12 protein-coding genes and 1 tRNA gene are annotated in these 13,413 nt (G+C 61.5%); 8 read left to right on the forward strand and 5 right to left on the reverse strand.

What is annotated here, in order from left to right:
- Window positions 1-373: 373 nt before the first annotated feature.
- A tRNA-Ile gene (locus GO014_RS18035) sits at window positions 374-450 on the reverse strand.
- 338 nt (window positions 451-788) lie between these two features.
- On the opposite strand from GO014_RS18035, the gene GO014_RS18040 reads away from it, so the two are divergent.
- The 7 genes from GO014_RS18040 (at window position 789) to phoB (ending at window position 8,167) form a co-directional block, all read left to right on the forward strand.
- The gene (locus GO014_RS18040) at window positions 789-1,544 is read left to right on the forward strand and encodes an IclR family transcriptional regulator (protein WP_116589098.1); all 756 of its coding nucleotides are present in this window, start codon (window positions 789-791) and stop codon (window positions 1,542-1,544) included.
- Window positions 1,545-1,847: 303 nt separating this feature from the next.
- Entirely contained in the window at window positions 1,848-2,876 is a 1,029-nt protein-coding gene (locus GO014_RS18045; RefSeq protein ID WP_157291700.1) for a PstS family phosphate ABC transporter substrate-binding protein, read from the forward strand.
- Between the two features lie 109 nt (window positions 2,877-2,985).
- Window positions 2,986-4,362, forward strand: a complete 1,377-nt coding sequence (gene pstC, locus GO014_RS18050; protein WP_343031010.1) for a phosphate ABC transporter permease subunit PstC — start codon at window positions 2,986-2,988, stop codon at window positions 4,360-4,362.
- Between the two features lie 2 nt (window positions 4,363-4,364).
- Window positions 4,365-5,726 carry a phosphate ABC transporter permease PstA gene (gene pstA / locus GO014_RS18055; RefSeq protein WP_116589097.1) on the forward strand — a complete coding sequence of 454 codons (1,362 nt, stop codon included), beginning with the start codon at window positions 4,365-4,367 and terminating at the stop codon, window positions 5,724-5,726.
- Between the two features lie 66 nt (window positions 5,727-5,792).
- Window positions 5,793-6,575 carry a phosphate ABC transporter ATP-binding protein PstB gene (pstB, locus tag GO014_RS18060; protein ID WP_246204726.1) on the forward strand — a complete coding sequence of 261 codons (783 nt, stop codon included), beginning with the start codon at window positions 5,793-5,795 and terminating at the stop codon, window positions 6,573-6,575.
- Between the two features lie 23 nt (window positions 6,576-6,598).
- A complete protein-coding gene (gene phoU, locus GO014_RS18065; RefSeq protein ID WP_116589095.1) occupies window positions 6,599-7,309 on the forward strand; it encodes a phosphate signaling complex protein PhoU in 711 nt (236 codons plus the stop codon).
- Window positions 7,310-7,465: 156 nt separating this feature from the next.
- The gene (phoB, locus tag GO014_RS18070; RefSeq protein WP_116589094.1) at window positions 7,466-8,167 is read left to right on the forward strand and encodes a phosphate regulon transcriptional regulator PhoB; all 702 of its coding nucleotides are present in this window, start codon (window positions 7,466-7,468) and stop codon (window positions 8,165-8,167) included.
- 71 nt (window positions 8,168-8,238) lie between these two features.
- Here phoB and GO014_RS18075 read toward each other — a convergent pair whose 3' ends face one another.
- Window positions 8,239-9,678 (reverse strand): aldehyde dehydrogenase family protein, encoded by a 1,440-nt coding sequence (locus GO014_RS18075; RefSeq protein ID WP_157291702.1) that lies wholly within the window; start codon window positions 9,676-9,678, stop codon window positions 8,239-8,241.
- Between the two features lie 45 nt (window positions 9,679-9,723).
- Window positions 9,724-10,869 (reverse strand): fumarylacetoacetate hydrolase family protein, encoded by a 1,146-nt coding sequence (locus GO014_RS18080; protein WP_157291703.1) that lies wholly within the window; start codon window positions 10,867-10,869, stop codon window positions 9,724-9,726.
- A gap of 190 nt (window positions 10,870-11,059) precedes the next feature.
- Between GO014_RS18080 and GO014_RS18085 the strand changes: the two genes are divergently transcribed.
- Window positions 11,060-11,776, forward strand: a complete 717-nt coding sequence (locus GO014_RS18085) for an SIMPL domain-containing protein (protein WP_116589091.1) — start codon at window positions 11,060-11,062, stop codon at window positions 11,774-11,776.
- Between the two features lie 277 nt (window positions 11,777-12,053).
- Here GO014_RS18085 and GO014_RS18090 read toward each other — a convergent pair whose 3' ends face one another.
- Window positions 12,054-12,884, reverse strand: a complete 831-nt coding sequence (locus tag GO014_RS18090) for a sulfite exporter TauE/SafE family protein (RefSeq protein WP_157291704.1) — start codon at window positions 12,882-12,884, stop codon at window positions 12,054-12,056.
- A gap of 2 nt (window positions 12,885-12,886) precedes the next feature.
- The gene (locus tag GO014_RS18095; protein WP_157291705.1) at window positions 12,887-13,306 is read right to left on the reverse strand and encodes a secondary thiamine-phosphate synthase enzyme YjbQ; all 420 of its coding nucleotides are present in this window, start codon (window positions 13,304-13,306) and stop codon (window positions 12,887-12,889) included.
- Window positions 13,307-13,413: the final 107 nt, after the last annotated feature.

Raw genomic sequence — 13,413 nt, forward strand, 5'->3', positions numbered from 1 at the left:
GCACCCAAAACACGGAAGGAAAAACCCGCCACTTGACCGTTCCCGCGTCGCGGGAAACTATCGTCCAACCGGGTCAGTTCTCGATGACAATCCCGGGTCAGTTCCTGGCGACAATCAACACCCCACACGCCCGCAGAAGCGAGCTCACATTTTCTGTGAGTTCACAGTTGCGGATCCGTGCAGAGTCTGCAAGCTCAAATTTTCCGTGGGGACAGGTAGATATCGCCTGCACTGGCAAAGGCGCTAGAACTGCCCTACCATGCATCAGCCCTGCAACTGGCAGTCCGGCGTGTGTCGGATAAAATGCCGGATCGACTCTCAATTGCTCGAAATCGACTCGGTCTTAATTTTATCCGACAGGGAAGAAGGCGTATGGTGGGCGCGGAGGGACTCGAACCCCCAACCAAGTTCTTATGAGGAACCAGCTACTAACCATTGAGCTACGCGCCCGCCGTGGCCTTTTGCGACATCCAGGAGGACGACGCAAGAGGCCGAAAATCGTCGTTTCATGGGACATAACATGGGACGTGAATTCCATGCTTGCTCCCAAAATCCGCCAAGTCATTGACTTAGCAGTAGTAATTTTAGCGTCACCGCTCTTCGAGCCGGACGTTATGAGCGGTCGGCTCTAACCATTGAGCTATAGGCCCCTGTCCGCGTCATATCAGGGTCGCGGCCGCTGTCAAACTCTGTTTGCACAGCCTATGCACGCAAACCCATAGCCGCTTCCCCCAGCGCCAATGCCCGGCTAGCTTGTGCGCAAGCCGAACAGATGACGGACAGCGCCCATGCGAAACGGGGATATCATTCATGGCCTGATGCGCGGGCTCTCGGTGATCGAGTGCTTCGACGAAGACCATGCGCGCATGTCGATCACCGATGTGGCCGAGCGCACCGGCCTTGAACGCGCCACCGCACGACGCTGCCTGCTTACTTTGGTCCACCTGGGCTATGCCACCTATGACGGCAAATTTTTCCAGTTGACGCCGCGCGTGCTCAATCTGGGCCATTCCTATCTCGCCGCCACGCCCCTGCCCCGGCTGATCCAGCCCTTCCTCGAAGAGCTCTCCCGCGCCACCGGCGAGAGCACCTCGGCGGCCGTGCTGGAAGGCACCGACATTCTTTATGTCGCCCGCGCCTCCACCCGCCGGGTCATGTCGATCAATCTGGGCGCCGGTGCGCGCCTGCCCGCCTATTGCACCTCCATGGGTCGGACCCTGTTGGCCGCGTTGCCGCCCGAAGAGGCCCAGGCGATTCTCGAACGCTCCGATATCGTCGCCTATACCGCCCGCACCAAGGCCGATAAGGCCACCATAACCACCGAACTGGCCGTCATCGCCGCGCAGGGATTCGCCGTCATCGACCAGGAACTCGAACTGGGCCTGTGCTCGATAGCCGTTCCGCTGCACAATGCCGTTGGTCAGGTGGTGGCTGCCATCAATATCGGTGCCCACGTCGCCCGGGCGCCCACTTCGCGCATGATCGCACATTTCCTGCCGCTGATGCGCAAGGTGCAGGCCGAGGTCCGTCCACTGCTGCGCTAAGGATTTGCAAAGCCCGCGACAATGTCCGGAAACTGTCACACAGCGCCGCTAGTTTGACAGTCAGAGGCCCGGAAAAGGCCTGGTTAACGGCCATTGACGCCGTGTCTACATGGATCGGCAAGAGTCTGGCACTTTTTGCTCCCAGCCGATTTTAGCTCTCAATTTCAACAGATTAAACTGTCACAAACCAGTCATTGAACTGCAATAAAACTGTCGCTGCGCCCTCCTATGGTCTGCCGCGTCACAGGGCGGCCCAACGAATGGCTGGCCATGTTTGCAAATGAATTCCGGAAGGGACATTCCATGAAGACCGCACTCTACGCCAGTGCCGCCGTTATCGCTCTTGCAGCATTCGGCACCAATGCTGCCTACGCCCAGTCGCGCAACACCATTCAGATCGCCGGTTCCTCGACCGTGCTGCCCTTCGCTTCGATCGTTGCCGAAGAATTTGCCAATGCCTTCCCCGACTACAATGCACCCAACGTTGCCGGCGGCGGTTCGGGCGGCGGCAAGCGCCAGCTTTGCGAAGGCGTCGGCGAGGCCACTCTGGACATCGCCAATTCGTCCTCCAAGATGAGCGCCAGCGAGCTGGAAAGCTGCCATGCCAATGGCGTGACCGATGTGCGCGAAATCGTGTTCGGCTATGACGGCATCGTCTTCGCCACCGGCATCAACCAGGGCGACTTCGCTCTCGAGCCCGTCCACCTCTACAAGGCTATCGCTGCTCAGGTTCCGGTTGACGGCGAACTGGTCGACAATCCCTACACCAACTGGTCCGAGATCGACGCATCGCTGCCCGACCAGGGCATCTTCGTAGCCATTCCCGGCACCAATCATGGTACCCGCGAAGTCTTCGACCAGCGCGTCCTCGAAGCTGGTTGTGAAGCTGCCGAACTCCCGGAAATGGATGAAGACGCCATGGAAGCAGCTTGCCTGACCCCACGTCAGGATGTCGTTGTGGAAATCGCCGGCGACTACACCGAAACCCTGGCCCGTCTGCAGTCGAACCCCGAAGCCGTCGGCGTGTTCGGTCTGAGCTTCTACGACCAGAACCGCGACACCCTCAAGGTTGCCACGGTTTCCGGCGTTGAGCCGAGCCTGGACACCATCGCGGCCGGTGACTATCCGGTCTCGCGTCCGCTCCAGTTCTACGTCAAGGGCGCCCATGTTGGCGTTATCCCGGGCATCGAAGATTACGTCGCCTTCTTCCTGTCCGAGCAGATGGCCGGTGCCGGTGGCACTCTGGAAGCTGCCGGTCTGGTTCCGGCTTCCAGCGAATTCCTCGCTGGCCAGCTCGAAGCCTTTAACAACGCTGAACAGTACACCCGCTAAGCGGTTCTACTTTTCCCAGGAGGATCCCGGCCCCGCCGGGGTTCTCCCCAAGCATTCGAGATACGCGCCAGGCCCATTGGCCCGGCACACCAGGAAGGATCGCTTTGTCGTGAACGCCCTCGTTATTGCAGCCCTTCTTCTGGTGCTACTCACGGTCTCCTATCAGGTGGGCTGGTCGCGCAGCCGCAAATTGGCCGATGGCAAGGACACGCGCCTTCACTCTCGCCCGATCTATCATGGCGCACTGGCCGCGCTCTTCGCTCTGCTGCCCGCCATTGTCATTCTGGGTCTGTGGGCTCTGTTCAGCCAGTCGGTGACCAACAGCTTCATTCTGGCGCAACTCCCGGCAGAAGTCGCACAGCAGCAGCCTTTCGAAGTCCAGGCCGCCGTTTCTCGGGTACAGGCCATCGCTTCGGGCTATGGCGTCATCGGCGAGCCGACGCCGATGGAGACCGCCGCCGCCAGCGCCTATGCTTCCTTCCAGCAACTCTCTTTCCTTGGCGTCATCGCCGCCGCCGCTGCCCTTGGCGCGGTCGGTTTGTTCTGGGCGCAGCGCCGTATTGCGCCCCGCCTCCGCGCCCGTACCGAAGTGGAAATTTTCGTCCGCCTGGCGCTCATCGCCTGTTCCACCGTGGCCATTTTGACCACCCTGGGCATCGTGCTCTCCCTTCTCTCCGACGCACTGCGCTTCTTCAGCTTCATCAGCCCGCTCGATTTCTTTTTCGGCACCACCTGGAACCCGCGCTTCCAGAGTACCGGTTCGGGGTCGGCCGGCGAATATGGGCTGCTGCCGCTGCTCTGGGGGACGGTGATGATCAGTATCATCGCCATGCTGGTCGCTGTTCCCATTGGCCTGATGTCGGCAATTTACCTGTCTCAGTACGCCCACGCGCGCGTGCGCAGCGTGGTCAAGCCGATCATCGAAATTCTTGCCGGCATTCCCACCATCGTCTACGGCTTTTTTGCTCTGGTCACCGTCGGCCCGTTCCTTTCGGGACTGGGTGACGTCATCGGCATCAACATTCGAGCCACCAGCGCGCTCACGGCCGGCGTGGTGATGGGGATAATGATCATCCCCTTCATCTCCTCGCTCAGCGACGACATTCTGGGCCAGGTGCCGCGCACCATGCGCGACGGATCGCTGGGCCTTGGTGCCACCCAGTCCGAAACCATCCGCAAGGTGCTGCTGCCCGCCGCCCTGCCCGGCGTGGTCGGCGCTGTGCTGCTCGCAGTCAGCCGCGCCATCGGGGAAACCATGATTGTGGTGCTGGCTGCGGGCAACAGCCCGGTGTTGCGCGCCAATCCGGCGGAACCGACCTCGACGGTTACCGTCAGCATCGTCAATCAGCTTACGGGCGATGCCGACTTCACCAGCCCGCAATCGCTGGTCGCCTTCGCCCTCGGCCTCACGCTTTTTGCCATGACATTGCTGCTCAACGTCCTGGCGCTCTACATCGTCCGCAAATTCAGGGAGCAATACGAATAGCCATGACTGATACCGTGCTCCCTGGCGCCGCGGCCGGCGCGCAAAATCGCGAACGGGTTCGCAAGAGCCTGACCCGTCGCCATCGCAACGAAACGCTGTTCCGCTGGGCCGGCATCCTTTCCATTGCCGCCGCACTCGGTTTCGTCGCTATTTTGTTCGGCATGATCCTGTCCAAGGGCCTGCCCTCGTTCTGGCAGTCCACTGTTCATTTCGAAGCCTATTTCGACCCCGAACTGATCCAAGGTGGCCCGCGTCCAGAGCGCGCCGATTTCGCTTCGCCTGCTGACCACCAGCAGGCCGTGAACACCTGGCAGCGCGCTGTGACCATGTCCAATTGGAACAAGATCGTTGAGACCGGTCTGCGTGAGGCTGCGCCGGACTTTGAGATCGAGAGTCGCGATCTGCTCGAGCTTGTGACCTCCGCCGGCCGCTTCCAGTTGCGCGACATCTATTTTGCCGATCCGGAGGTGCTGGGCCAGACCGTCCCCGTCTCTATTCTTGCCTCGGCGAATACCGACAACTGGCTCAAGGGCACCATCGATCGCAGCCAGCCCGATGAGCGTCAGCAGCTTGCCGCTACGACCCGAGCCCTGGCCGACCAGTTTGAAGAGAATGGCACCATCAGTTTCGATTTTGCCTGGCACATCTTCACCAATGTCGACAGCCGTTCGGCACCCGCGACAGCGGGTTTGGCGGGCGCCTTCATGGGGTCGCTCTACATGATGATCGTGGTGATCGTGCTGGCCGTGCCAATTGGCGTGGCAAGTGCGGTCTATCTTGAGGAATTCGCGCCCAAGAACCGCCTGACCGACCTGATCGAGGTCAACATCAACAATCTGGCGGCCGTGCCCTCCATCGTCTTCGGCCTGCTCGGTGCCGCCGTCTTCATCAACTATTTCGGTCTGCCGCGCTCGGCGCCCCTGGTTGGTGGCCTGGTGCTGACCCTGATGACGCTGCCAACAATCATCATCGCTACCCGCGCCGCGTTGCGAGCCGTACCGCCATCGCTGCGACAGGCCGCCCTCGGCCTTGGTGCCTCGCACAACCAGACCGTATTCCACCACGTTTTACCCATGACCTATCCGGGCGTGCTGACGGCGACGATCATCGGCGTGGCGCAGGCTCTGGGTGAAACCGCGCCGCTGCTACTGATCGGCATGAGCGCCTTCATTGCCAATATTCCGGCCGGTCCGCTGGACTCCGCCACCGCCCTTCCAGTGCAGATCTATCTCTGGCAGGGTAACGAAAACCGCAACTTCTTCGAGGCGAGGACCTCTGCAGCCATCATCGTTCTGCTCGGTTTGATGCTGCTGCTCAATGCCATCGCCATCTTCCTGCGCTCGCGCCTCGAAAAGCGCGCTTAAGGAGACACCAAAATGGACGTTCTCGCCGGCAAGGTTAAAGTAACCTCAAAGACTCTGGATCAGACCATGAACCCCGCTGAATTGATGGATCATCCCATCCGCCTCTCTGCACGCGACGTCACCGTCCATTACGGTGAAAAGCAGGCGCTCCATGGTATCTCCATCGATATTCCCGATCGCGCTGTGACCGCCTTCATCGGGCCCTCGGGCTGCGGCAAGTCTACATTCCTGCGCTGCATCAACCGCATGAACGACACCATTGAAGGCGCCAAGGTCGGCGGCAAGATCGAACTGGACGGAGAGGATATATATTCGGCAGACCTCGATGTGGTCGAGCTGCGCGCCCGCGTCGGCATGGTGTTCCAGAAGCCGAACCCCTTCCCCAAGTCGATCTATGACAACGTGGCCTATGGCCCGCGCATTCACGGCCTGGCCAAGTCCAAGGCCGATCTCGACGAGATCGTCATTTCCTCGCTGCGCAAGGCGGGCCTGTTCGAAGAGGTCAAGGATCGCCTCGCCGAGCCTGGTACCGGTCTGTCCGGCGGCCAGCAGCAGCGCCTCTGCATTGCCCGCGCCATTGCCGTTGGCCCAGAAGTCATCCTGATGGACGAGCCCTGCTCGGCCCTCGACCCGATCGCCACCGCCATCATCGAAGAACTGATCGACGAACTGCGCGAAAACTACACCATCGTGATCGTCACCCACTCGATGCAGCAGGCTGCCCGCGTCAGCCAGAAGACCGCCTTCTTTCACCTGGGCAACCTGATCGAGCATGGCGACACCGAGGATATTTTCACCAATCCGGTGAACAAGCAGACCCAAGACTACATCATGGGCCGTATTGGCTAAAGGCCGCGGGAAGAGGAAACATCATGCCCAATACCGGCACCGACCACATCGTAACGTCTTACAATGAAGAGCTGCTAGCACTCGCCCAGGCCATCGCCGAAATGGGCGGCCAGGTCGAAGTGGCCATCGAGAATGGCACCCGCGCGCTGCTCAAGCTTGACCGTGAGCTGGCCGACCTGACCATCATCGCCGACCAGAGCATCGACGACATGCAGCGCGACATTGACGAGATGGCCGTCTCGATGATTGCCCGCCGCCAGCCCATGGCCAGCGATCTGCGCGCCATCGTCACCGCGATCCACGTGGCTTCCGACCTTGAGCGCATTGGCGACATGGCCAAGCAGCTGGCGCGCCGCTCGCTGAAGCTCGAAGGCCTCAACCTGCAGCCAACCTTCTACAATGGCGTCAAGAACATGACGGCGCTGGTCCTGCGCCAGGTAAAGGATGCGCTCGACGCTTACGGCAATCGCGAGGAAGCCGCTTCCATTGAGGTCTGCAATCGCGATGACGAGGTAGACGCCATGTACACCTCGCTGTTCCGCGAACTGCTCACCTATATGCTCGAAGATCCGCGCAACATCACCGCCTGCACCCATCTGCTGTTCTGTGCCAAGAGCTTGGAACGCGTCGGCGATCACGCCACCAATATCGCCGAGCGGGCTTATTATCTCGCCACCGGCAAGCAGCTCACCAGCGACGTCCAGGACCTGCAGCGCCAACAGATAAAGGCATAGCAGGCGGTCTGCGCTGCAAATGAGAGGCTCCACGGGAGCCTTTCAAGCCAACTAGGCCATGAGACCTGTGGTCGAATGGCGGGAAGGTGGGACAACCACCATATCCGAACACAATGCCCGGCCCCTTCCACGGGTGCCGACCGATGGAGCACGTCCATGCCCGCGACGATACTTGTTGTCGAAGACGAAGGCGATATCGCCATCCTGCTGCGTTACAATCTGGAGGCCGAAGGCTTCCGCGTGGTCACTGCCGAAAGTGGCGATGAGGCGCAGCACGCCCTGGCTGAAAAGCTGCCTGACCTGATCCTGCTCGACTGGATGCTGCCCGAGATCTCCGGCATCGAACTTTGCCGGCGTCTCCGTGCCCGCGACGAGACTTCGCGCATTCCGATCATCATGTTGACTGCGCGCGGCGAAGAAGAGGAACGCGTTCGCGGGCTCTCGACCGGCGCCGATGATTACGTCGTCAAACCCTTCTCGGTGCCCGAACTGGTGGCGCGCATTCACGCTCTGCTGCGCCGCGCCAATCCCAATCTGGTCACCACGGCCCTGAAAGTCGGCGATCTCGAACTCGATCGCACTACTCATCGCGTGCGCCGCGCCAGCCGCGACGTTCATCTTGGCCCCACAGAGTACCGCCTGCTCGAATATCTCATGCGCCATCCAGGCCGCGTCTATTCGCGCGAACAGCTTCTCGATGGGGTGTGGGGCAATGACGTCTATGTCGACGAACGCACGGTCGACGTCCATATCGGGCGGCTCCGCCGCGCCATCAATCGCGGCCGCGAGGCCGACCCCATCCGCACCGTCCGCGGCGCCGGCTACGCCTTCGACGAGCGGTTCGCGGCCAACGCCTGAAACCAGACACAGCGACGAAACAAAAAACGGGGCCGCGAGGGCCCCGTTCTGGTTTCCTGTGTCCGCGGCAATCAGCCTGCCGCGGTGTACGCCGTCTTGACCACGGTGAAGAACTCGGCGGCATATTTGCCCTGCTCGCGCGGGCCGTAGCTCGAGCCCTTGCGGCCGCCAAAGGGCACGTGGAAGTCCACACCCGCGGTCGGCACATTGACCATCACCATGCCGGCCTCGGCATTGCGCTTGAAGTGCGTGGCGTATTTCAGCGAGGTGGTCACGATGCCCGCGCTGAGACCGAACTCGGTGTCATTGGCCGTGGCCAGCGCTTCCTCATAATCCTTGACCTTGATGACCGCAGCGACAGGCCCGAAGATTTCCTCGCGGGCAATGCGCATCTGGTTGGTCGCCCCGACAAACAGCGCCGGCTGCAGGAAGTGGCCTTCGGTCTCCGCATTGACGCGATTGCCGCCAGCGCGCAGTTCGGCGCCTTCGCCCCGGCCAATCTCGATATAATCCATGTCCTGCTTGAGCTGGCTCGGATCAACCACCGGGCCGATTTCGGTGTCCTTTGCCAACGCATCGCCCACGCGCAAATTCTTGGTCCGCTCGCTCAGGGCTTCGACGAACTTGTCGTGAATGCCCTCGGTGACGATCACCCGGCTCGAGGCCGTGCAGCGCTGGCCGGTGGAGAAGAAGGCCGACTGCGCCACTGTCTCCACAGCCACCCTGAGGTCGGCATCGTCGAGCACGATGGTGGGGTTCTTGCCGCCCATTTCGAGCTGGAACTTGCGGCCATGTTCGATCGACGCCGCAGCAACGCGCTTGCCGGTGCCCACCGAGCCGGTGAAGCTGATGGCGGCAACATCCTTGCTGTCCAGCATGGTCTGGCCGACCACCGAGCCCTTGCCCATCACCAGGTTCAGTACCCCCTTGGGCAGGCCGGCGCGGACGAGGATATCGACGATCGCCCAGGTCGAGCCAGGCACCAGATCGGCCGGCTTGACCACCACCGTGTTGCCATAGGCCAGGGCCGGCGCGATCTTCCAGGCCGGAATGGCGATGGGGAAGTTCCACGGCGTGATGATGCCGATCACCCCAAGCGGCTCGCGGGTAATTTCCACACCCACGCCCGGCCGCACCGAGGGCAGTACCTCACCAGCCAGGCGCAGCACTTCACCAGCGAAGAAGTCGAAGATCTGAGCGGCGCGGGTCACCTCGCCAATACCCTCGGGCAGGGTCTTGCCCTCTTCGCGGCTCAGAAGCTCGCCCAGCTCCTGCTTGCGCGCCGTGATCTCATCAGCAGCCTTGCGCAGGATCGCATGGCGCTCGAGGATGCCCGAACGCGACCAGGCCGGAAACGCAGCCTTGGCCGCCGCAATGGCCTGCTGCGTGTCCTCGACCGTCGCGCGCGCGTAAACGCCCACAACTTCCTTGAGATTGGACGGATTGATGTTCTCGACGCCATCGGTGCCGACCCATTCGCCGTCAATCAGGTTCTTGTGCAGTTCGGTCATGGAAAGGCCTTTCGGTTGATACGCTCGGGAAGAGGAAGCGTGAAATTAGAGAAGGTTGGCCTGCGCAAGGTCGCGCAGCAAATGGCTGGTGCCATAGGTCCAGGGCGGACATTTGGTGGACAGGTTGACCCGATTGGTCAGCGTACCCAGGCTCGGTGTCGAAATGGAGACGACGTCACCCAACTTGTGGGTAAAGCCCTTGCCCTCGCCGTCGCGATCCTTGACCGGGGCGAACATCGTGCCGAGATACAGCACCAGTCCGTCGGGATATTGATGATGCGCGCCGACGGTCGCGGCGACCAGCGATTCCGGCGTGCGCGAAATCTGCGCCATGTTGGACTGGCCTTCGAGCACGAAGCCATCCGTACCCTCGACCCGCAGCGCAATTTCCGCCTGCTTGATGGTCTCGAGCGAAAAATCGCCATCGAACAGGCGGACAAACGGCCCCAGCGAAGCTGACGCATTATTGTCCTTGGCCTTGCCAAGCAGCAGCGCCGAGCGGCCCTCCACATCGCGTAGATTGACGTCATTGCCCAGCGTCGCACCGATGATGTCGCCCGTGCTGGTCACCACCAGGGCCACTTCAGGCTCAGGATTGTTCCAGTTCGAAATCGGATGCAGCCCGACTTCGGCACCATGGCCCACCGCACTCATCGGCTGGCCCTTGGTGAAGATTTCCGCGTCCGGACCGATGCCAACTTCCAGATACTGGCTCCAGACGCCCTTTTCGATCAGCGCCGCCTTGACCTTCATGGCCGCATCCGAGCCGGGCACGAGCTGGCTGAGGTCAGTGCCGATCAGATCGAGGATTTCGGTCCGCAGCGCATCGGCCCGCGAATTGTCGCCCCGCGCCTGTTCCTCGATCACGCGCTCAAGCAGCGACACCACGAAGGTCACGCCCGAGGCCTTGAGCGCCTGCAGGTCAATAGGTGTGAGCAGTTGCGGCAGGTCCGGCTTGCCGACCAGCGCATTGGCCATCACCGCATCAATGTCGGCTACCGCGCGACCGGGAGCGGTTTTCACATGTTCGGCGGCCCGCCCGCTTTCGGCAATATCGCGCACAGTGGCCATGCCACGCGCGGTAATGTCTACCAATTGCCCATCACGCACCGTCACGATGCGGGGATAGTCGAACCCGTCAACTCTGGCCCGGCCGACCAGAACACCATTGGGAATACCGTTCACGCTCATTCACGCCCCCTGACATGTTAGCCATGTGACTAGCCCATGGGATCGCCGCGGGGCAAGTGCAGAACGGCATAAGTCATACTTAATTACAAGGCAATGGCGGGTTTTCCGTTCAACTCCGGTTCATCTGCGCCGCAATACTGACGCATTGGGTCGGGACATCTCGGCCCAGCATTGATTCAAGGAGTTTTCCATGCGTGCCCTGAGCGTCCTCATGCCTTTCGCCCTGATCGCAACTGCCTTGCCCGCCTATGCTGGCACTATCGCCATTGAGGGACGCGGCGAAGTGCGAGCCGCACCTGACATGGCCACCATCAATTCCGGCGTCACCACCCAGGGCAGCACTGCCCGCGAGGCACTCGACGCCAATTCGGCTGCGATGAGCGATCTGATTGCGGCGCTCAAGAAGGCCGGCATCGAGGCGCGGGATATTCAGACCTCCGGCTTCTCGGTCAATCCGAATTATGTCTATTCCGACGCCCGCGACGAGTTGGGCTATTCCCTGCCACCCAAGATCAACGGCTATCAGGTGTCGAATTCGGTCACCGTGGTAGTGCGCGATCTCGAAGATCTGGGCAGCATTCTCGATAGTTCCGTAACCGTGGGCGCTAACACCGTCAACGGTGTCAGCTTCTCGGTGGCCGATCCGTCCGAACTGCTCGATGAAGCCCGCAAACTGGCCTTCGCCAACGCACGCGACAAGGCAGAGCTCTATGCCGACGCAGCAGAAGCGACGCTGGGCGATTTGGAGCAGATTTCCGAGCGGCAGGACTTCAATGCGCCCCAGCCCTACCCCATGTATGCCCGCGCCGAGATGGCAGACGGCGCGTCCGTTCCAGTGGAAGCAGGCGAAATGAGTTTTGCGATCACCGTCAATGTGACGTGGGATTTGAACAACAGCGCCGAGTAATCGGTGCACAACTGGCAGCACTGCCATGTTTTGGCCAAACCCGAACGGCCAAACGCGCGTTGTCTTCTTTCATGAGCGGGTCCGGGTCTCCGGCCTGCCCTTGAGTTCCCGGATCCCCTCATTGAGGGGGCTTGGGCGGTGGGGACGGTTCCACCGTAGTCACTCCGTCCCCACCAACCCCAAACCGGGCGGCCATGCCGCAAAATCGCTCCGGTGGAGCGATTTTAGGTAAGAAGGCCACGAGACCCACGGTCGAGTGGCTACTCGAATGGTTTCACTACCCCACCACTACCTTCCACAACATGTTCAGCCCCACCGCGACCAGGAACAGGGCGAAAACATATTTCAGCGTCTTCTGGTCCAGCCGGTGCGCCAGCGCCGCGCCCCAGGGCGCACAGATCGCCGCAAGCACGCCCACCAGTGCCAGCGCCAGCAGGTTGATGTAGCCGATGCTGAGCGGCGGCAGTCCGTCCACACCCCAGCCCGAAATCAGAAATCCGGCAGTGCCCGAAACGGCAATCGCCACGCCAATCGCCGCCGACGTACCAACCGCCTTGTGCATGGTTTCCCCGAAGGCTACCAGCGTCGGCACGGTCAACGAGCCGCCGCCAATGCCCATCAGGGACGACACATAGCCCACCACCAGCGCGGAAATGCGATGCGTGATGTTCGAACCCTTGAGATGTCCCATCAACTTTGTCTGGAAGGCGAAAATGATATTGGCCGCGATCACGAAGGCCATGACGGCAAACACGATGCGCAGCACATCACCCGAATAGAGCCCCGCCATCAGCCCGCCGACAAAGGTGCCGACAACGATGAACGGTGCCCAGAGCTTGAGCACGTCGATATCAAGCGCCCCGCGCCTGTGGTGCGCCCGCGCGCTCATGATCCCGGTCGGAATGATGATGGCGAGGGAAGTGCCAACGGCCACATGCTGCACCACCTCGGCGTCATAACCCATCAGCAACAGGGCATTGCTCAGCGCCGGGACAATCACCGCGCCGCCGCCAATGCCAAGCAGTCCCGCGGCGATCCCCGAGACCACCCCCGTCACCATCAGCCCCACGACGAAGGGCCAGTAACCGGCCAGAACGCCCCAATCCATATTCATTCCCCGATGATATGAAACACCAGTTCGCGCCGATGCGGGCGCCGCCGGTGTTCAAAAAGATAAAGCCCCTGCCAGGTCCCCAGCACCGCTCGCCCCCCGCTGATCGGAATGCCGATCGAGGTCTGGGTCAGTGCGGCCTTGATATGGGCGGGCATGTCGTCTGGCCCTTCAGTGGTGTGCACCAGCCAGTCCATGCCCTCGGGCACCAGCCGCCCGAAAAACCCCATCATGTCGGTCTGCACATCAGCATCGGCATTTTCCTGGATCAGCAGCGAACAGGAGGTGTGCCGCACATAAGCGGTGACCAGCCCGGTCTCGATCCGGGTACTGGCGACGAAACTTCGCAGGGTGCGGGTTACCTCAAAGAGCCCCTGCCCCCGCGTCTCGACAATGTGGTTATCGATGGCCTGATGCATCCTGTTGGCCTAGCACGGGGGCTTGCGGTCCGGAAGGCCGGCACCGGCTCGATCCGTCCAGCAGAGCGCCCGTCTTGCCGCATTGAAGCCGCAATGCACCTGTCCCT

Origin of the sequence: Devosia marina, from assembly GCF_009758415.1 — a bacterium.
GTDB classification, from domain to species: Bacteria; Pseudomonadota; Alphaproteobacteria; order Rhizobiales; family Devosiaceae; genus Devosia; species Devosia marina.